The organism is Georgenia wangjunii, assembly GCF_036421975.1.
In the GTDB taxonomy this organism is placed as follows: Bacteria; Actinomycetota; Actinomycetes; order Actinomycetales; family Actinomycetaceae; genus Georgenia_A; species Georgenia_A wangjunii.
Genome location: NZ_JAZGON010000002.1, coordinates 249,730 through 269,113 on the forward strand (window position 1 = coordinate 249,730; position 19,384 = coordinate 269,113).

General features: G+C 67.6%; 14 protein-coding genes. 6 read left to right on the plus strand and 8 right to left on the minus strand.

Annotation, left to right across the window (positions count from 1 at the left end):
* Position 1: 1 nt before the first annotated feature.
* Positions 2 to 1,057 (plus strand): phosphotransferase, encoded by a 1,056-nt coding sequence (locus V2J63_RS05140; protein ID WP_331229930.1) that lies wholly within the window; start codon positions 2 to 4, stop codon positions 1,055 to 1,057.
* Between the two features lie 386 nt (positions 1,058 to 1,443).
* Here V2J63_RS05140 and V2J63_RS05145 read toward each other — a convergent pair whose 3' ends face one another.
* Positions 1,444 to 2,241: an 8-oxoguanine DNA glycosylase OGG fold protein gene (locus V2J63_RS05145; protein ID WP_331229931.1), complete on the minus strand. Its 798-nt coding sequence runs from the start codon at positions 2,239 to 2,241 to the stop codon at positions 1,444 to 1,446.
* 400 nt (positions 2,242 to 2,641) lie between these two features.
* Between V2J63_RS05145 and V2J63_RS05150 the strand changes: the two genes are divergently transcribed.
* Complete coding sequence (locus tag V2J63_RS05150; RefSeq protein WP_331229932.1) at positions 2,642 to 3,736, plus strand: endonuclease NucS domain-containing protein; 1,095 nt, start codon at positions 2,642 to 2,644, stop codon at positions 3,734 to 3,736.
* 130 nt (positions 3,737 to 3,866) lie between these two features.
* Complete coding sequence (locus V2J63_RS05155; protein WP_331229933.1) at positions 3,867 to 4,235, plus strand: hypothetical protein; 369 nt, start codon at positions 3,867 to 3,869, stop codon at positions 4,233 to 4,235.
* Positions 4,236 to 4,340: 105 nt separating this feature from the next.
* On the opposite strand, the gene V2J63_RS05160 is transcribed toward V2J63_RS05155, so the two are convergent.
* From V2J63_RS05160 to V2J63_RS05185, 6 genes are all read right to left on the minus strand, one after another.
* Complete coding sequence (locus V2J63_RS05160) at positions 4,341 to 4,745, minus strand: HIT family protein (protein ID WP_331229934.1); 405 nt, start codon at positions 4,743 to 4,745, stop codon at positions 4,341 to 4,343.
* 32 nt (positions 4,746 to 4,777) lie between these two features.
* On the minus strand, positions 4,778 to 5,323 hold the full coding sequence (locus V2J63_RS05165; protein ID WP_331229935.1) for a uracil-DNA glycosylase family protein: 546 nt from the start codon (positions 5,321 to 5,323) through the stop codon (positions 4,778 to 4,780).
* A gap of 4 nt (positions 5,324 to 5,327) precedes the next feature.
* Entirely contained in the window at positions 5,328 to 6,278 is a 951-nt protein-coding gene (gene panB / locus V2J63_RS05170) for a 3-methyl-2-oxobutanoate hydroxymethyltransferase (RefSeq protein ID WP_331229936.1), read from the minus strand.
* Positions 6,279 to 6,526: 248 nt separating this feature from the next.
* Positions 6,527 to 9,637: a DEAD/DEAH box helicase gene (locus V2J63_RS05175; protein ID WP_331229937.1), complete on the minus strand. Its 3,111-nt coding sequence runs from the start codon at positions 9,635 to 9,637 to the stop codon at positions 6,527 to 6,529.
* A gap of 646 nt (positions 9,638 to 10,283) precedes the next feature.
* A complete protein-coding gene (locus V2J63_RS05180; RefSeq protein ID WP_331229938.1) occupies positions 10,284 to 12,038 on the minus strand; it encodes a DNA/RNA helicase domain-containing protein in 1,755 nt (584 codons plus the stop codon).
* On the minus strand, positions 12,007 to 12,324 hold the full coding sequence (locus tag V2J63_RS05185; RefSeq protein WP_331229939.1) for a nucleotide pyrophosphohydrolase: 318 nt from the start codon (positions 12,322 to 12,324) through the stop codon (positions 12,007 to 12,009). Before V2J63_RS05185 ends, V2J63_RS05180 begins: the two co-directional genes overlap by 32 nt.
* Before the next feature lie 1,178 nt (positions 12,325 to 13,502).
* Here V2J63_RS05185 and V2J63_RS05190 point away from each other — a divergent pair.
* From V2J63_RS05190 to V2J63_RS05200, 3 genes are read left to right on the plus strand one after another with little or no spacing between them, the layout of a single operon-like run.
* On the plus strand, positions 13,503 to 14,729 hold the full coding sequence (locus V2J63_RS05190; RefSeq protein ID WP_331229940.1) for a toxic anion resistance protein: 1,227 nt from the start codon (positions 13,503 to 13,505) through the stop codon (positions 14,727 to 14,729).
* Positions 14,730 to 14,731: 2 nt separating this feature from the next.
* Positions 14,732 to 15,520 (plus strand): hypothetical protein, encoded by a 789-nt coding sequence (locus V2J63_RS05195; RefSeq protein WP_331229941.1) that lies wholly within the window; start codon positions 14,732 to 14,734, stop codon positions 15,518 to 15,520.
* 53 nt (positions 15,521 to 15,573) lie between these two features.
* On the plus strand, positions 15,574 to 16,836 hold the full coding sequence (locus V2J63_RS05200) for a serine hydrolase domain-containing protein (RefSeq protein ID WP_331229942.1): 1,263 nt from the start codon (positions 15,574 to 15,576) through the stop codon (positions 16,834 to 16,836).
* Positions 16,837 to 16,852: 16 nt separating this feature from the next.
* Here V2J63_RS05200 and V2J63_RS05205 read toward each other — a convergent pair whose 3' ends face one another.
* Positions 16,853 to 19,348, minus strand: coding sequence for an AAA family ATPase (locus V2J63_RS05205; protein ID WP_331229943.1), 2,496 nt, complete (start codon positions 19,346 to 19,348; stop codon positions 16,853 to 16,855).
* Between the last annotated feature and the right edge of the window lie 36 nt (positions 19,349 to 19,384).

Sequence of the window (19,384 nt, forward strand, 5' to 3'; positions counted from 1 at the left end):
GGTGACGCGACATCAGTGGACGCCCGACCGGGTGGTCGACGCAGAGCTTGCCGCCGCGGTCGTCACTGATCAGTTCCCCGACCTCGCTGGCCTGCCCGTCCGCCGGTTCGGTGAGGGATGGGACAACGTCCTGTACGCAGTCGGTGACGAGTGGCTGTTCCGGTTCATCCACCGCTCCGTCGCATTGCCAGGCGCGCGCCGGGAGCTCGCGGTCCTCACAGAGCTGGCCGACTCGCTTCCGCTTCCCATCCCGCACCCCATCCATATCGGCACGCCGACGGCGGAGGTCCCGTGGCCCTTTTGGGGCACCCGGGCCATTCCGGGCGTCGAGCTCGCTGAGGCAGGGCTCGACGACGACGCGCGGGTCGGCGTCGCGCGGTCGATGGGTAAGTTCCTGCGGGCGTTGCACGCGCCAGAGCTAGCCGTGTCGGTAGCGGCAGCCGCCGAGGCCGCGGGTGCGCCGCTGCCGGTCGATCCGATGAGGCGCGCGGACCCCCGCCACACCGCAGCGCAGGCCCGCGAGACGCTCGCGCGGCTGGCAGCCGCGGGCGTTGGGGTGGGTGTCTCGATCGACGCCGACGCCGACGCCGACGCGGACGCCGACGTACGTGCTGACCGAGCGGCCGCCTCGGGCTCCGGTGGGTTCGTCGACGGCGCGTCCTCCGTCTCGGCGCTGCCCTACGAGGCGCTCGAGAACCTGCTCACGACGGCGGAGGCCGTCGGCGCGCCGACCGGCGGGCCCGTCCTCGTCCACGGCGACCTGCACGTGCGGCACGTCCTCGTGGCGCCAGCGGGGGAGGCCACCGGGGTGGTCGACTGGGGCGATACCGCGCTCGGCGACCCGGCGGTTGACCTCATGCTCGTCTACGCCGCGTTCGCCGGCGATGCTCGAGCGGCGTTCTTCGACGCCTACGGTGAGGTCGCCGCCGCCACAGCGCTTCGCGCCCGTGCTCTCACCGTCCGAGTGAGCACGTTGCTGCTCGAGTACGCCCTCGCCGAGCACTACGCGACGCTGGCTGCCGAGTCGTTGTCAAGCCTGCGTCGCGTAGTCACCTGACGGAGTGAACCCGGGTCAGCCCTTCGCGACGCAGTGCTTGCACCGCGGGTGACCGCCCGTGCCGCTCCGCCTGTTCTCGGCGGGAATTTGCTGCCCGGACAGACAGTCTTCGTGGTCGCGGTAGACGTCCGGATCGGACCGATTTATCCAGTGGTACGCGCCAACCTCTATCTCTGCTCCTAAGGTAAGTCCGGCTCCGAGGGGTCGGAACCGGCACATCGCCAAGGTATGATCGCCCGCCGACATTGACGCCGAAGATCGTCAGACGAGTTCAGGTGGCGACGTGCCAAGTAGAGAGCTGGTGTGAAGGGCTGTAGTCGCTTTGTACAGTGCCGCAGCCGGCTCCCTCGTTCCCCGCTTCGGGACTGCTTACCCCCGCGTGACCTTCAGCCTCGGCGAGTCGCAAGCCGGAAAATCTCGGTCTCGACTTCAACGCGGGAAAGGTCGTATGGCTGGCCCCACGCTCTGAGGAGGTCCAGGTACTGAGAGTAGTCGGGAGTCTTGTTGAGGCGGAGGCTGACCCTCGCATGACGCGCAATCCAGTCCCGAACGCGCATGTCGAACACCGGCGCAGCGTTATGGTCGATAGCGCTGTCCACCGCCGACGCAAAGTAGAGCCACTTGGTAAAGAACGACGGACCAAGGTGCTTGATGCGCGCCTCGTTGTTCATGACCCGGAACCCGGCGAGAGGCCCTTCGGTTCGTGCAGCGGCAGCGCCCTCCTCGAGGTGCTGGGCGACGGAGGCGAGGACGGGGTACTTGCCGGCGCTCCTCGTTCCGTTGCCAGTGAGCACCCACCGGCTACGTAGCGGGCCCCGCCCGGACGTGCCGTAGCCCCACACCATGGCGGGAACGAATGCGGCGAAGGTTCGCCCACCGTCGAGCTCTCTGAGCACTGCCTGCCGTACGACGTCACGATCGATGCGGTCCGGCAGCGACTTCAATGCGGCGATGACCTCCGGTCGGTCCTGCATCTGCCGTATCCAGGCGGATGGCTTCCACATGAATGCGCTCTGCGGCGCCGGACGCTCGAGTGCTTGTCGCAAGTGGTCGGGGACGCGAGTGATTTTCATACTTCGGAGACTAGCGACGGCGGCGCCGTCCCATCCGCAGTTCGTGGCGCTGAGACCGGCCGCTGCCCGCTCTTCCGAGCGTTGCGCGGCGGGTCGCCAAGACGCTGCCATCTCGAGCGAAAGGACGCGAGCACCCCTTCAGCGGCGTGGGCGCCGACCGCAAGGCGGTCCTTGCCCACGAGAACCTGCACGTGCGCCACGGCCGTGTACCGAATTTTCGAGCGGCGACGCCGTCGCTGACACCGAGCACCAGGCTCGAAGCCCGGACCAGCCGTGTGTCCGAGCGCTAGCCTGGCGAGGTGCCCGGCGACGTCACGCCAAAGCAGCTCGCGACCGAACTAGGTCTCAGGGCTCGTACCGTCCGCGAATGGCTGCGGGCTCAAGGGTGGCAGTCCGTCCCTTACAAACGCTTGGAAGCTCACAGCGAGCCAGGCTGAGCTGGTGCGCAGGCACTTCCGCGACGCACGTAGCCGTTGACGACTGATTACCATTTTGGAGGAGGGGTGACTCTGTGCCGGTAGAGATGGGCATGTGGCGGATGGATGGCGCCAGACCGCGGCGGTTGGCCGCCTCTCCTCTCCCTACCGAGGCCGCTCTCGAGGACTTCCTCGAGGCGGACCCGTCGCTGCTCGGAGACAGGCTCTTGGTCATCGGTAGGCAAGTGAGGACCCCGCACGGCCACTACATCGACCTGCTCGCGATGGACGCAGAGGGCAACCTGCGCGTGCTCGAGCTGAAGCGGGAACGGACGCCGAGGGATGTCGTCGCGCAGATCCTTGACTACGGGTCTTGGGTCAGTGACCTCGACAGAGACACCATCATCGAAATCGCCAACGATCGACTGCCTGTCCCCTTCGAGACGGCATTTGCGGACGTCTTCGGTTCACCGCCGCCTGACGAGCTCAACACGGAGCTGCAGCTCACCATCGTCGCAACCGACCTGGACGCCAGTTCGGAACGGATCGTCACGTACCTACGGACATTCGGTGTACCGATCAACGCCGTGTTCTTTTCCCACGTCGAGGACGAGGGGCGCCGCTACCTGGCGCGCTCTTGGCTCGTCGCGGGAGACGTGCCGGTCACGGGTGGTGCGGGCAAGAAGAGGAGCAAGCGAGCGGAGTGGAATGGCCGCGACTGGTTCGTCTCCTTCGGCGATAGCGACGTACGCGCTTGGGAGGACGCTCGCCGGTACAACTTCGTGTCAGCTGGCGGTGACCCGTGGTACTCGCGGACGTTGCGGGCGCTACCCGTCGGCGCGCGAGTGTTTGTGCACATCCCGAAGCGCGGGTACGTCGGGGTCGGCATCACCACTGGCGAGGCGCAGCGGTTCGACGTCGCTGAGGTTGACGCGGACAGCCGCTCCGTCCGTCTCGCTGATCAGCCGCTGAGGGCCACGTATAGACACGTCGGGGCCGACGAAGCTGTCACTGATGACAACGCGGAGTACGTCGTCCCCGTCCGGTGGTCGACGACCGCGCCGAAGGAAGACGCCTTCTGGACGAAGGGCATGTTCGCCAACCAGAACAGCGCGTGCAAGCTCCGGCAGGAGTTCACCCTCGAAGGGTTGGTCAGCCACTTTGGCCTTGCCGAGGACGGCGGTGACTAGCGCGAACTCCCGGTTGCGATCGGAAGAGCAGCGTCGTCATCGCGCTTCTGCTCTGAGCATGGGTTGCTCGGGTCATGGGGGTTCGCGCGTTCTCCGACTTCCTACCGCTGACCTCATGCAGACTGTCGTCATGGACAGCCTTCGCGTCGCCGTCGATGAGGACGTGGTGATCGAATTTCGGCCGGGCGCGACCGTTCGGGTGACGCCACACATGCATCAGGCCCTGAGCCGGATGCGAGCAGTGTTGATCGCCACGGCTCGAGCACGCGCGACGACGTCATACGGATCGCTCATGGAAGCAACAGGGAAGCCGTATCTGCCGCAGGGCCTCGGTCGTGTGCTGGATGTTCTGACGATGGACTGCGCACGTCGTGGTGAGCCGTCGCTCGCCGCGCTCGTCGTCCGGCGTGCTGAGCGTGAGGTGGGCGACGGCTTCACCGGCGACGCCGGTGCTGAGCGAGCGGCCTGCTGGCAGCACTGGAGCACCGAGAGATCGTGAGCGCCAAAGACATCTCGCTTGTTGGGGACGGCGGCGTGACCGTGAGGCTTCCGAGATAGGCCGTCCCATCGATATGCGCGGTGACTTTGCGTGACGACGCTACTTTCATGTCGCCGTAGCGATGCGCTGTGCGTACTCGCCCGCCTCGCCGTCGGTGTACTTGTGCCGCGGCCAGAAAAAGCCGCGCAGGCCGTCGCCCTTGGTGCGGGGGACGACGTGAGCGTGCAGGTGGGGCACGCTCTGGCTGACGACGTTGTTCATCGCGACGAACGTGCCCTGTGCGCCGAGCGCGACGGGCACAGCGGCCGCGACCCTCTGCACCGCCGCGAAGAACGGCTCGACCGCTGCGGCGGGCAGGTCAGGGAGTGTGACCACGTGCAGCCGTGGGATGACCAGGACATGTCCCTTGAATACGGGCCTCGTGTCGAGGAAGGCGACGACGTCGTCAGTCTCGAGCACGACGTGCGCGGCCTCCTCGCCCGCGACGATCTCGCAGAAGATGCAACTCATTCCGACGAGTCTGGTGGACTCAGGCCGGGATCTCAGGCGCTGAGGTACTCGGCGAGCTCACCCATCGCAACGGCGACTCGCTCGCGGGCGTCGTAGGGGCCGGGCATGCGGAACACGACGCTGCCGGATGCGGCTCGCCGTCGTTGGATCCCGGGCTTGTCGGAATCGCCGAGGATGGCCTGCGCCGCCGGCTTGAACATGCAGATGACGAGCGGCACCTGGTGCCGGGACAACTCCATCTCGAGCACCTGCCGACCGTGCGCGAGCTCGGCTGCGCTGAGCTCGGCGGCCCGGCCGGTAGGGCGCCTCACCACGTCAGTGAACGCAATCCCGGCGCTCAACGCCTCGTCGTCGTCATAGCCGCCCTGATGCGCAGGAAGCAGCCCGACGGCGCGGAGTCGTGCCAGGGCGGTGCGCCCGTTCCGTCCCTGGTAGTAGTGCCCGGCCTCGACGCCACACGGTGGCTGGTTGAGACCGACGATCGCGGCGCGCGGTTGAGCCGGCCAGAGGTCGGCCAGCGTGACGATCTCCTCGCCCATCCAATCCACGACCGTCTGATGTCCGGTCAAGGCACTCATGTTCCTACTCCTCGTACGAGTGCTCCGGCCCGGGAAATCCGCGCTCGCGCACCGCGTGCGCGTACGACCGTGCGGCGGTGTACAACGCCGCGCCGACCTCACCGAAGTGCGGCGCGAAACGCGGCGACCATGACGTCATGCCCGCCATGTCCGTCCACACGAGCACCTGTCCATCGCACTGGGCGCCAGCTCCGATGCCGATAGTCGGGATCCGCAGGATCTCCGTGACACGAGCGGCCACGGCCGCGGGCACCATCTCGAGCACTACGGCAACGGCCCCCGCGTCCTGGATAGCGACTGCGTCGGCGACGAGCCGCTCGGCCGCCTCGTTCCCACGTCCCTGGACGCGCTTGCCGCCGAGCATGTTCTCCGACTGCGGGGTGAACCCCAGGTGCCCGACCACGGGGATGCCGGAGCGCGTGAGCAGTGCGATGTGCTCGACGAGGTGCGCCCCGCCCTCGAACTTTACGGCCTGTGCACCCGCCTCCTTGAACATCCGGACGGACGTCGCATGCGCCTGTGCAGGGGAGGCCTCGTAGGAGCCGAAGGGCAGGTCGGCGACGACCATCGCGCGCTTCGTCGCGCGGACGACCGCCCGCACAGCGGGGATCATCTCGTCGACGGTGACGGGGATCGTGTTCGCGTGGCCAAGCATGTTGTCCCCGATGGAGTCCCCGACGAGGAGCATGTCGATGCCGGCCTCGTCGAAGATGCGCGCGCTCACGGCGTCATAGGCGGTGAGCATCGTCAGGGGCTCGCCGCGCTCCTTCTGCTGCTGAAGGTGGTGCACGCGGACTCGGCGGGGAACGGGCACGCCCTGGCGGCCGTCGGCGGGCTGGCCCTGTGCTGAGCCGACGCCGGTGGGGATTCCCGGCTGCCCGGCCCCGACGACATCGCTCGGGTCTGACGGCACGGCGCCGGCCGGTCCTGAGGCCTGGTCGGGGTGCTGGCTCATCGTCGTCGGGCTCCTCGGGGTGGCGCTGGTGCGGGGACTACCGACGACGTTACTCGCGCCGGCGCCCGGCGGCAGGCCACCGGCGGTCGCTCCCCAACGCGGCGTATCGTCGACTACCACCGGGAGGTGACTGGCATGGCGGAGATCGATACGACCCATCCCTGTGGTGGAAGGTCGTTGTTGCTGCGGTCGGTCAAGTGCAGCGAAGCGAGTCGGCGGCGCGCGGTTGCGCTCAAGTCACGCAGCCGTCACGCAGTCGCGACCGCCGCGGCCTGGAAGACGTCCATCGGCAACGGCCGGTGCAGGCGCCAGGTGACGGCGATAGGGCGTTCGCCGGCGTGGCTGACGTAGTCGGCGGCGCCCAGGAACAGGTAGGGCGCGGTGCCCAGGGCGTCCTTCTTGTGTTCCCGAGTGAACAGCAGAACGTGCGTGCCGCGCTCACGGTGGTGGAGATATCGCTGGCTGGTCGGTGACGCGACCCTGGTGCGAGACTGGGACTCCCAGTGGAACAGTTCAGGGCTGATCGCGTAGTCGTTGTACATGGTGGTGGGGGAGTAGTCGCGCTCGGACTTGCGCAGAGTCACGAGGAAGACGTCGGCCTGCCAAGGCGCCGAGAACAGCACGCCCTCCCGGAAGCTGTCCGCTCGCCGCTCCGGCCCGGCGTGGTCCAGCGCGGCCACGATCTCATCGCGGCTGTAGCGCGCGTGGGTCATGAGCCCCAGTTCGGAGAGTGGGCCAGCCATCTCACCGGGCAGGTGTCGGATGCTGGCGCGACCGAGCTCGATGATGTCACTGAGCTCACGTCGCGCCGCCGGTTCGTCGCGAAGTGCTTCTAGGCCGGCGGTGTAGAGGGTGTCCGGTGTCGCGGGGTCGGCCGAGAAGTCGCCGCGGTCGGGCCAGATGCTGAAGAAGAGCATCCGCGCGTACCGTCGGTCGCGCTCACTCAAGACGGTGTACGGGGGCGGGCCATTGCTGAGGAGGCGCACGTAGGTGTCGGCTCGCTCGGGGTCGTCGACGTGGGCAAGGGCGGTGGCGCGGCGCACCACCTCGTCGTGCCGCGGGCCGCGCAGTGGCACGGGCAGGCCGGCGTCCCGGCGCAGCTGGGTCCAGCCCTTGCGTGGCTTGAGGACATCGGCGAGCTCGATGTCACTCTCGTGCAGGAATCTGGCCAGCGAGACGTCGGCACCCGTCCCCGCCAGGGCTTTCAGCTCAGCGACCAGCGTCCGCCAGCGGTGCTGTGTTTGAGACTTGATGTTCTCGAGGATCGTCTGGCGGCTCTGGCGGTCCAGCACGATCTGGCAGCCGGAGGGCAGGAACGGGAATCCGTGCTCGATCTGGTCGCGCAGCCCGCGGCGGGTGGTGCCGGTGAGTGCGCGAAAGCGCCGATCGAAGCGAAACTCCTTGCGCTGATGACCCACGAAATCGAGCGCCGTTAGCACAGCCTTGTCTGGTGCGGCACGCAGCCCGCGGCCCAGCTGCTGCAGGAAGATGGTGGCGCTCTCGGTGGGCCGCAAGAACAGCACGGTGTCCACCTCTGGCAGGTCGATCCCCTCGTTGTAGAGGTCGGCGGTGAACAGGACATTGACCCGACGTGCCTGGAGGTCGCGTAGTGCCTGAGCGCGGTCCTCAGCCGAGCTGCCACCCCAGACGGCGCGCGCCGGGATCCCGGCGGCGGTGAACTTCTCCGCCATGTACCGAGCGTGACGAACCCCCACACAGAAGCCGAGGGCACGCATCGCTGACAGGTCGGTTGCCTTGTCCTTCAGCTCCTTGAGGATGATCAGGGTCCGTGCATCGTTTCCGGTGTAGAGGTTCTCCAGCTCGGTGTAGTCATAGCAGCCGCGCCGCCAGCTGACCGTGCTGAGGTCAACGTTGTCCGCGATCCCGAAGTAGTGGAACGGACTCAGCAGCTCAGCCTCCAGGGCGTCCCACAGTCGGATCTCCGCCGCGGTGCGGCCGTCGAAGAACTCCTCCGCTACGTCGATCCCGTCGGCGCGCTCGGGCGTGGCGGTGAGGCCAAGCAGCTCGCGGGGCGTGAAGTGCGACAGGAGCCGGCGGTACGTGGCGGAGTGGGCGTGATGGAACTCGTCGACGACAACGACGTCGAAGGCCTGTGGTGGCAAGTCGGTAGTGGAGCGGCTGAATGACTGGATAGTGGCGAAGACGTGCTGCCACTGCTCGGGTCGGTAGCTCTGTCCCCACAGCTCACCGAACGACCCGTCCCCGAGGACCTCGCGGTAGGTGCGCAACGCCTGCTGCAGGATCTCGATCCGGTGGGCGACGAACAGCAGCCGGGGGCGGTGACCGTCGGTCACCACGTTGCGGTAGTCCAGGGCCGCCACCACAGTCTTGCCGGTGCCCGTGGCCGCGACGACGAGGTTGCGGTGGCGGTCATGAACGGTGCGTTCTACCTCCAGCTGTTCAAGGATTTCCTGCTGGTGGGGATAGGGGCGCACCTGCAGCCCGGAGAGGTTGAGCGAGGTCCCGTGGGTTGTGCGTCCGGCGGCCGCGGCGAGAGCCGCATCAAGCCGCTCGGAGTCGTGCGCGGGCCGGTAGTCGACGTACGAGGGGTCGTTCCAGTAGGTCTCGAATGTCGCGTCGAACTTGTGCAGCAGCGAGGGCGTGGCGACGGCCGACAAGCGCACGTTCCACTCCACACCGTCGAGCAGCGCCGCCGTCGAGAGGTTCGACGACCCCACGTAGGCGGTGTCGAAACCTGTGGCGCGGCGAAACAGCCACGACTTCGCGTGGAGGCGGGTTCGGTTGAGCTCGTACTGCACCTTGACGTGCGCGCCGATCTCGTCGACCAGCCAGTCCAGTGCTCGCCGTTCGGTGGCGCCGACGTAGGTGGTGGTGATGACCCGCAGCCGGCCGCCGCGCTCGGTGAACGCCCGCAGCGGTTCCTCGAGCACCCGTAGGCCCGTCCACCGGACGAAGGCGCACAGCAGATCGACGTGTTCCGCCGAGTCGAACTCTGAGCGGAGCTCTGCGCCCAAGCTGGGGTCGCCCTTGGCATTGGTGAGCAGCGCGGCATCCGCCAGCGGCGTGCGTGGTCGGTCGATGGTGGCTGCAAAGATCTGCTTGCCGTGGATCGCATACAGCTGTCGAGCCGGAGGAACGACCGTAGCGTCGGCGGCCTCAATCGTGGTGAGGAGGCAGTTGACCAGCGCCAGCCTGCGATCAGTGTCCTTGGTCGCGGACAGCACCCGCTGGAGTTCGCCAGCGAGGTGACGGGAGAGCACCTCCGGTGCGTCGGCGGAGTCGACGTGCTGCTCCAGGGCCTGCAGTTGCGGGGTGAGCGCCGTCAGCTGCTCGGCGAGCGCCTGAGTGACCAGCGTTTCGTACAGACCTTTGTGCACCGTGATCCTGCGTCTGTGGAGGCGGGCGGGTAGTCGCGCCCTCGGATCAGCTTACGGATGGAGGAGCTCGACGAGGGCGCTTTCGCCTGCCGGCGCTGCACGCGCGCGGATTGGGAGCGCAGCGCCCCTCGACCCTGAAATCCTCAGAACGGCTCTCATGGTCGAGCAGCTCGTGCCGCCACGTTCGTCGACCGTCTGGCGACGTCCAAGATCGCGCCGAGCTCGCGCGCCGTGAGGCGGGGCGGTAGGGCGTTCAGATACTGCCTGATGCGTTGACGTAGGTCGATAACCACACGCCCATCCTCGGGCTGCTTCTTGACCTTCATATTTCGCTGCCCGCCCATGACAGATATGATCCCCGTGCCCTCGACGGGAAAGCCGGCCTGTTCGGTGAGCAACCTCGCCGGGCGGCGCGCCTCGTGACGGCCGTTGCGGATGTATGGCATACCCGTCGCCCGCTGCCCATGAAGGTGTCGCCTCCGACCCAGGTCGAGCCGTTCGGATGCTCCGCGTTCGCATTGAAGACGCCGGCAGGGCCGATGACGACGTGATCGATGTCCGAGCCTCGATGACCGACGGGCACGGCGCGAAGGACGCGCCGCTGCCCATCGACCTTGGTGAGCTGCTCGGCAACGGCCTATCACCGTCAACTGGCGACTCGTGGATCAAAGTATCCCTTGAGATACTCTCTAAGGGCGGCGTCGCAAACATATACGTATGTTCCTAGTATTCCACGCGAGAGGAGCACTGTGTAGATATTCGTGACGTACCGCAGGAGGTCGTCATCAGAGTAGGTAATCCCGAGCTTGGGGTTATTCTCACGACCCTTCTTGTCATGATAATGCCCGCGATCAAAAACAATCTTGCGTTCGTCCTTTGCGTATTGAAGGTCTCTGCCGATGATGACACCCGTATAGTTGAGGTCGTACCCCTGGACGGTATGGATCGACCCCACCTCGTCGATCGAACCGGGAGAGTTGATCCAATCACGGCCGGTTGAGTTCCAGCGTAAGCGTTCGCCGTCCAGCTCTATGTCGATCGCGCCCTTGTCGGTCTTGCTGGCCCAAGGCCAAGCGAATCCCGCCACGAGACGCGACAGCCCATGCTCCTCGTTGCGGTCAACAATCGCACGCTTCATGTCTGTCAAGTTCGTGAAGAACTGGAGGTCGTAACCGTCGAAGCGTTCCGGAGCAGATGGGGGTGTGTTGCTGAGTACTGCGCGGATGTACCCAACGTAGTCTTGCTCCGCTGCAATCCGCATCTGCGAGCGTAACGGGTAGAGGCGGCCATCTGACGAGGCTTCGGCAAGGATCTTAAAAGTTATGCTCGGGGGAAGATCTGCCGGACGCACAGTCTGCCCCGTATCTATCATGAGGATTGCGTGACGGCTCTGCGTCTTTACCCAGTCGAGTTGAGTAAGCCCAGGGTCGTCCGCACCGAAGAGTTTCCGGTTGATATCAGCAAACTTCTTGTTCAGTGGGCCTGACGCTTGGTTAGCGCGCTGGTTCAGACGGTGCGCCTCGTCAACTACGAGCAGGTCGAACGGCTCATCGCTCTCGCCGACGGCGAACGGACTCAAAACGGACTCCTTTTTCAGGCCAGGGGTTCGAGCAAATACACGTGAGATGGACTCGCGTAACGATTGCTGAGGAACCACGATCCCGACCCTGAGCGAGGAAATTCGGTCGGCGTGTCCAGGAGTGAAGAAATCGCTGAAGATGGACTCGCTGTCCAGCGGCTCTTCGGGGTCATGTTGCCGTATGTCCTCGAGAAGTTTGAGCAGGTAGATGGCTACTACTGTCTTACCGGTACCGGGATTACCCTGAATGACGGTAGTGCCGGATCTGTCAATCACAAGGTCTGCGAAGAGGCCCTCGAGAATGTCCACAACTGCGATCGCTTGGTCGTGGTTAAGGGCTTTGAATGGGGATAGTTTGAAGAGGTCGCTATTGACGATCTCGGGAAGTGTGCGCTGAAATAGGCGTTCTTGCGTGCGGAGTGTCTCAAAGATCTCACTGAAGGCCTGTTTGTACGATCTTCGATCGTAGTAGTCTGCGTCAGTGATGCCAGCATTGTGATTGAGAACCTGCAGCTTTCCATCTCCGGAGAAGGCGCGAATGAGGAATGACTCGAGGTCGAGGCAGGCGGACTTGTTGAAGGTCTCATCCAGAACGACGCGCACCCAGCGCAAATTTCGCTTGGCGTAAGAATCAAGGTGTTGTCGTATGCGCGCCTCGGCGTTCAGCGATTCACCAACATACACCTCGGTGTCACTCGTCATCACGTAAACGACCGGCCAGTTCCGATGCTTCGCGTCGGCTTCCCCCCAGGCGCGGATCTCCGCGGGGGCAAATGGGATCCGCTCGAGGTTAAAGTGTGTCATATTTTTCGCTTCGGCCACGAGACTTCTCCACTGGGTATTTTTCGCGGGTCTTCGATAGCTTCTCCATCACGATCGTGTCCGGGTCGAGCCCGAGGCGGCCCGCCATGAGAAGGCAGTAGGTCAGCACGTCGGCGAGCTCGTCTCGTGCCGAGGTGAGATCGGCCTCTCCCCATTGGAAGCACTCCAAGAGTTCGCCAGCTTCGATGCAAATGCTCTTCGCAAGGTTCTCTGGGGTATGGAACTGCTGCCAGTCACGTTCGGCGACGAACTCGGTTAGAGCGGCGCGGACAGACTCATCATGCATGTCCGCAAACTATCAGCGACTGAGCAGGCATCGCTGGGAGTTCACCCCGCTTGTGATGTGACGGACGTTGGTCGTGTTGCCGAACGCCGCGGATGGGGCAATCGGCATCGGCAGCACGTAGTGAGAGTGCCGCAAGCAAGCCGAGTGCGGAACCGGCTGAGGGGCCGCAGATCCTGTGGCACCCGCCCGGACCGTAAACATCGGGCGGAACAGCCGAACGCCGACGCAGGTGACGACCACGGACACTTCCAATGGCGAACAGTGTGGCCCCGGCAACGAGGCGCGATCGACTTCGGGCTCAGGTGCCTCGGTCGGGATGGGACGCGTGGATCTCTTGGGCTGGATCGCCCAACGGTTGCCTGTGGCGGCTCGGGGGTGCCGTCGATCATGGGAGATCGAGACCGGCCCCCTTGGGCCGCCGTCGACCACTGGTTCGAGTTGCGCGAGTCCCGAAGCGCCGGCGGGTGCGGGGTTCTAGGGACGTGCTGAGAAGCCGCGTTCCCGCTAACAACAGGGCGGCCTGCGCCCTGTTGTTAGCGGAGCAGTACTGGTGGAGCAGTGTGCGGCGTCCGGATGCGCGTCCATTCTTTGGCGCTCGCCTCGGCGCCTGTCGCGCAAGTTGCCCCGAGTCGGGCCGTGAGGACTGTCGACTGCGAGTTGCGCAGCCGGTCTGAGTCGGTCGTCGAGATCCTCGCCGGAAGTCGGCGTAGCACGACCCGACGCGACGTCACCTCGCCGGCCGCGGCGACAGTGCGAGCCGTCCACTGCGCGGTGGCGTGGTGTCGGGTCCCCGTGACTCCCTTCGCGGCGTCGAGCACCCTCCCCCCGGTCGCCCGTCGCGATGCCCGAGGTCGACGAGCCCTGCCCCCTGCGGTATGGACCGGCTCAGAGAGAAGTGGACGTATCGCAGCGCGGAGATCTCGGACGGCTCGTGCCTCTACCGACCATGGCGCCCCGGATGGGGTTCCGGCGGGAGCCGGGCCGTAGGGCACCCCGATTGGGTTCCGGCGCGATTCTGGACCGCCGTAGCCGAAAGACGACACGACCTACGAGGGGCCGTGGAACCGAGCCACCCTCACTACCGTTCACCGGGAGAGAGACATGGGTGATTTACGGCGTCGCCCGCAGCCGACCCTGAGAGACTGTCAGTAGCCCCGAAGCGTTGAGGAGTGCACCGCATGTCGAACCCGCTCGACCTTGGCCAGAACCAGCCCGCCGCGGTGAAGAACCCGCTGCAGCTGGAGCCGCCCGCGCCCGCGGCCGAGGTGGAGGTTCACCAGCCAGAGAAGGTCGCCGGCGTCATCCTCGTGGACGCCGAGACCCAGCGGAAGCATGCGGAGACGGCCCGCGCGTTCATCGACGACCTGCTCGCCACGCCGCTTCACAGCCCGGAGTTCCAGACGAAGATGGCGCAGCTGACGCGCATGGGTGCGGACACGGTTCGGCAGGCCGGCGACTCGGCCAACCGCATGCTCCAGCGGCCCGCGGCGGCTCTCGGAGCCAAGGGAGCCGACCCTGCCTCGCGCACCGGCAACAGCCTGGCCGAGCTGCGGCAGATCGTCACGGAGCTCGACCCGAAGCGGCATGACCTCACCGGCGGCAAGCGGCTGCTAAAGTTTCTCCCCAGCGGCAGCCCTGTCGAGCGGTACTTCCGCAAGTACGAGTCCGCGCAGGACCAGCTCGACGCCATCACCAAGGCCCTCAAGGGCGGGCAGGACGAGCTGCGCCTCGACAACGCGGCGATCCAGACCGAGCGTGACGCCCTGTGGGCGACGCTCGGGCAGCTGGCGAACTACGCCGTCCTCTCCCGGCACCTGGGCGACGGCCTCGAGGAGCGGATCGCGGCGCTGCGCTCCGAGGGCAAGGCCGACGAGGCGGCGACCCTCGAGGGGGATGCCCTCTTCTACGTCCGGCAGCGCCACCAGGACCTCATGACCCAGATGGCAGTCTCCGTCCAGGGCTACCTGGCGCTGGACGTGGTGAAGAAGAACAACACCGAGCTCATCAAGGGCGTCGACCGCGCGCTCGACACGACCCTCGCGGCCCTGCGGGTGGCCGTCATCGTGTCCCAGGCGCTGGCGCAGCAGGAGATCGTTCTGTCGCAGGTCGACGCCCTCAACTCGACCACGTCGGACATGATCCTTTCGACGTCGGAGCTCCTCCGCACCCAGGGCGCCGCGATCCAGGAGAGTGCCGCCCGCGCCACGGTGGACCCGGCCAAGCTCCAGCAGGCCTTCGACAACGTGTTCCAGGCCATCGACGAGATCGACCGGTACAAGGCGGAGGCCGCGCGGTCGATGAAGCAGACCGTGGAGGTGCTCGAGGGGCAGGTGGGCCGGGCCCGCCTCCAGCTCGAACGCAGCCACTCCTCCGACGCCTCCACCCCGGACTCCCCGAGGAGCTGACGATGTCACGACTGACCCTGGGCAATGCCGTCAAGGTGGGCCTTGTTGTCCTCTTCCTGCCGCTGCTCGCCTACCTCGTGCTCCTCATCGGGTCGGTCAAGAAGAACTTGCGGGTGGGTCTCGAGGGCGCGCTCTACGCGGTCGGCTTCTCGGCGAGCCTCATCGCGTTCGACGTCATCGGCTTTGGCGGACTGCTCGCCTTGGCGTCGATGGGCGCCTCGGGCGTGCGCGCCTACCACCTGCGGGACCTCTGGCTTCCGGCGCGGCGTCGCTGGTGGCACCGGTTCGTCCCGGCCGAGTCGGGGGAGCCGGCTGCGGCGCTCGGGTCGTCGTCGACGCCGATGCTCGAGCCGGCGAACCAGCTGTCCTCGGCCCTGGCAGCGGTCGTCTCTCACGCCCGGGCGAACAGCCACCGGCTTCCTCCCGCGTCGGTCCCCGCGCTCCTCGAGACGTGCCGCACCCTGGACGCCGTCGTCGAGGCGGAGCGCCGAGAGCCTTCCGGCGACCCGATCCTCCAGTACGAGCTCGACGCCATCGTCAGGGAGTACCTGCCCGCCGTCGTCCGCGGCTACCTGGCGATCCCGCCGAACATGGTCGACAGCCGCCAGCCCAACGGGCGCACGCCGAAGGAGGAGCTCACCGAGCAGCTCCGGATCCTCTCCGGCCAAGCCCAGGCCCTCCAGAGGAACCGGCACAGTCGTACGACGGCGCAGCTCACCACGACGGGCAACTTCCTCCGCGAGAAGTTCGGGCACAGCCAGCAGGAAGCGTTCGACTTCGGGATCAAGTGAGCCCAGCGGCGGGGGCTAAGTCGTAGCCACCGGATGGGTGAGATCCTCCGTCCGTGCGGGTAACGGAGATGTGGACCGCCATCGCGATCGTGGTCGCTGGCCTGGCCGTCGGCGCGGTGGTGGGGTGGCTCCTGGCTCGAGCGCTTCAGCGAGCTCGCCCGCTGGCACGGCGTCTCGTCGCCGCACTCGCCATCGCGGCGATCGGCGGGGCGGCGGTCTTCGGCTGCGCGTACCTGCTTCGCGACCGCTCAGCCGCCGCCCGCGCGATGCTCTGGTTCGAGGCCGACACCGGCGACTGGCAGACGTTCCCCGCTCGGGCCGTCCCCGCGGGCGACGACCGCCTGCAGCTGCGCCCTGCACCGCTGCCCGACGGCGAGCTGGAGGATGTCGCGGGGGAGCGGGGACTGGCGAACCTCCTCGAGGAGACTGGGACGACCGCGTTCGTCGTCCTTCGCGGAGATGAGGTGCTCGTCGAGCGGTACCTCAATGGTGCCGACGCCACGTCGACCCAGACCTCCTTCTCGGTGGCGAAGTCGTGGCTGTCCACCCTCGTGGGGATCGCCGTCGACCGCGGCGAGATCCGGAGCCTCGACGATCCCGTCACCGACTACGTCCCGGAGCTGCTCGGCCGGGACCCCCGCTTCGAGGAGGTCACCCTGCGACACCTCCTCACGATGTCCTCCGGCCTGCGTTATGAGGAGGCGGGCCTGCCCTGGAGCGACGACACGATCACGTACTACGCCCCGGACCTGCGCGCCGTCGCCCTCTCGGCTGACGTCGTCGAGCCACCCGGCCGGCGGTGGCAGTACAACAACTACAACCCGCTGCTCATGGGTCTGGTGCTCGAGCGCGCCACCGGCATGCCGGTCGCCGAGTACCTCAGCGAGGTGCTGTGGGGGCCCATGGGCGCCGAGGCCGACGGCTCGTGGAGTCTCGACAGCGACGCCAGCGGGTTCGAGAAGATGGAGAGCGGGCTCAATGCCCGCGCTATGGACTTCGCCCGGCTCGGCTACCTCTTGGCGCACGACGGCGCGGTCGCCGGCCGCCAGGTGGTGCCCGCGACGTGGGTGCACGAGGCGACCGCGAACAGCACGTCGACCGACCCGGCCGCCCACTACCAGTACTGGTGGTGGGTGGACACCGAGCGGCCAGGCCGCTTCTACGCCCGCGGCAACCACGGCCAGTTCATCTACGTCGATCCGGCCACCGACGTCGTCGTCGTCCGCATGGGCGAGCGGTCTGGTCTCGAAGGCGCCGGCTGGCCTGAGGTACTGCGGGCCATGGCGGACGACGTCGGAGCTCGCCCCACACCCTGACCGGCACGCGGCGACGTCAGCCGTGGGCCAGGTGCGCAGCCAGGTAGCGGCCGGTGAGGCTGCGCTCGTCCGCCGCGATCCGCCCGGGGGTACCGACGGCGATGATGCGCCCACCGGCCTCGCCGCCGCCGGGGCCCATGTCGATGACGTGGTCTGCGTTGGCGATGAGGTCGAGGTCGTGCTCGATGACGATCACCGTGGCGCCGCGGTCGGCGAGCCGCTGGAGCACCGTAAGCAGGGTGCGCACGTCGAGGGGGTGCAGGCCGACGCTCGGTTCGTCGAGCACGAAGACCGCATCGGACTGGTCGCGGTGCAGCTGGGTCGCGAGCTTGAGCCGCTGGGCCTCACCCCCCGACAGCGCGGGGGTGTCCTCACCGAGCGTGAGGTAGCCCAGGCCCAGGTCCGCCAGCGCGCCCAGCCGCCGCCGCACCCGCGGGATGTCGCCGACCGCACCGAGGGCCTCGTCTACGGTGAGACCGAGGAGGTCGGGCAGCGAGAGCCCGTCGCGCCGGACCTCGCCCGCCTCGGGCGCGTAGCGCGAGCCGCCGCAGTCCGGGCAGGCGATGTCGACGTCGGGCAGGAACTGCACGTCGAGGGAGACCTGCCCGGTGCCCTGGCAGCGCGGGCAGGCGAGTGAGCCGGTGTTGTAGGAGAAGTCGGAGGCGCTCAGGCCGCGCTGCCGCGCCTCGTCGGTCTCCGCGAACGCCTTCCGCAGGTCGTCGTAGACGCCGGAGTAGGTGGCGACCGTCGACCGGACGTTGATGCCGATCGGGGTGGCGTCAACCGTGTGGACGCGCCGGATGCCCGGGGCGTCCACCGAACGCACGTGCCCGGGAAGCCGCCGTCCGCCGTCGGGATCGGCATGGGCGATCAGGGCTGGGACGAGCGACTCGAGCACGAGGGTGGTCTTGCCGGACCCGGACACGCCCGTGACGGCGACCAGCCGGCCGCGGGGGACCGCGACCTCCAGTGGGTGCACGGTGTGGACGGCGTCGGTGGCCAGGGCGATCCGGCCGGCGTCGAACATCGCCGCCTCGGCCGCACGCTCCCGCACGACGGCGGGTTCGGTCCCGGTGAGGAACCCGCGTAGCAGCGAGTGCGGGCTGCGCGCGAGGTCGGCGACGGTGCCCTGGGCGATCACTCGGCCACCGCCGGTGCCCGACCCCGGCCCGATCTCGACGAGCCAGGTCGCCTCGCGCAGGATCTGTACGTCGTGGTCGACGAAGACCACCGAGTTCCCGTCCGCGAGCAGGTCGCGCATGACGCCGAGCAGGCCGTCGACGTTGGAGGGGTGCAGGCCGATCGAGGGCTCGTCGAGCACGTAGAGCACGCCGGTGGTGCGGTTGCGCACGGCGCGGGCCAGCTGGGCACGCTGCCGCTCGCCCGTGGACAGGGTGGCTCCCGCACGATCGAGGGTGAGGTAGCCGAGCCCGAGCTCGCCGAGGCGCCGCGCCATGCCCTGGAGCGCCTCCACCAGACCGTCGGCCATCTCGCGCATGTTCGGCGGCAGGGTCGCGGTGACGGTGGGTGCCCAGGCGACGACGTCGCCAAGGGGCATTGCCGTGACCTCGGCCAGGTTCAGCTCGCCGATGCGCGGAGCGCGGGCGCGCTCGCTGAGGCGGGTGCCGTCGCAGGTGCGGCACACCGCCTCGGTGAGGAACCGGGACACGCGCGAGAGGCGCTTCTCGTCGGTGGCGCGCTTGAGCTCCTCGGTGACCGTGAGCCGGGCGTTGCGGAAGGTGAAGTCAAGGTCGTGCACCCCCTTCTTCGTCGCGAAGGTGATGTGCTTCTTCTCCTCCGGGCCGCCCAGCACGATCTCCCGCTCGGCGTCGGTGAGGTCGCGGTACGGCACGTCGGTGCGGACCCCGAACTCGCGGGCGATGGCCGGCTGGACGCGGAAGCCGAACATCTGCCAGGGGGCCACCGCGCCCTCGTCGAGGGTCTTGGACTCGTCCGGGACGAGAGCGGCGTCGTCGACGTCGCGCACGACGCCCGTGCCGGCGCACGTCGGGCAGGCGCCCTCGGAGTTGAAGGCGAGCTGCTCGGCCCCGGGCGCCTCGACGTTCGCGCCGCACTCGGGACACGCGAAGGGCACCTCGGCGGCGACGTCGATGGTGGGCGGGACGCGGTGGCCGTTGGGGCACACGTGGGAGGCGAGGCGCGAGAACATGAGCCGCAGGACGTTGAGCAGCTCGGTGGAGGTGCCGAAGGTCGAGCGCACCCCGGGCACGCCGGGCCGCTGGCGCAGGGCCAGTGCGGCGGGGACGTGCTCGACCGAGTCGACGGCGGCTCGCGGGGCGTGCGCCATCCGGCGCCGCGTGTAGGTCGACAGCGCCTCGAGGTAGCGGCGGGACCCCTCGGCGTACAGCACGCCGAGCGCCAGGGAGGACTTCCCGGAGCCGGACACCCCGGCGACGGCGACGAGCTCCCGCAGCGGGATGTCGACGTCGACGTTCTTGAGGTTGTGCACGCGGGCGCCGCGCACCGAGATGTGGTCGGGGGACGAGGTCATCACGTCAGCTCCCGCGGCTTCCCGAGGATGTTGCCC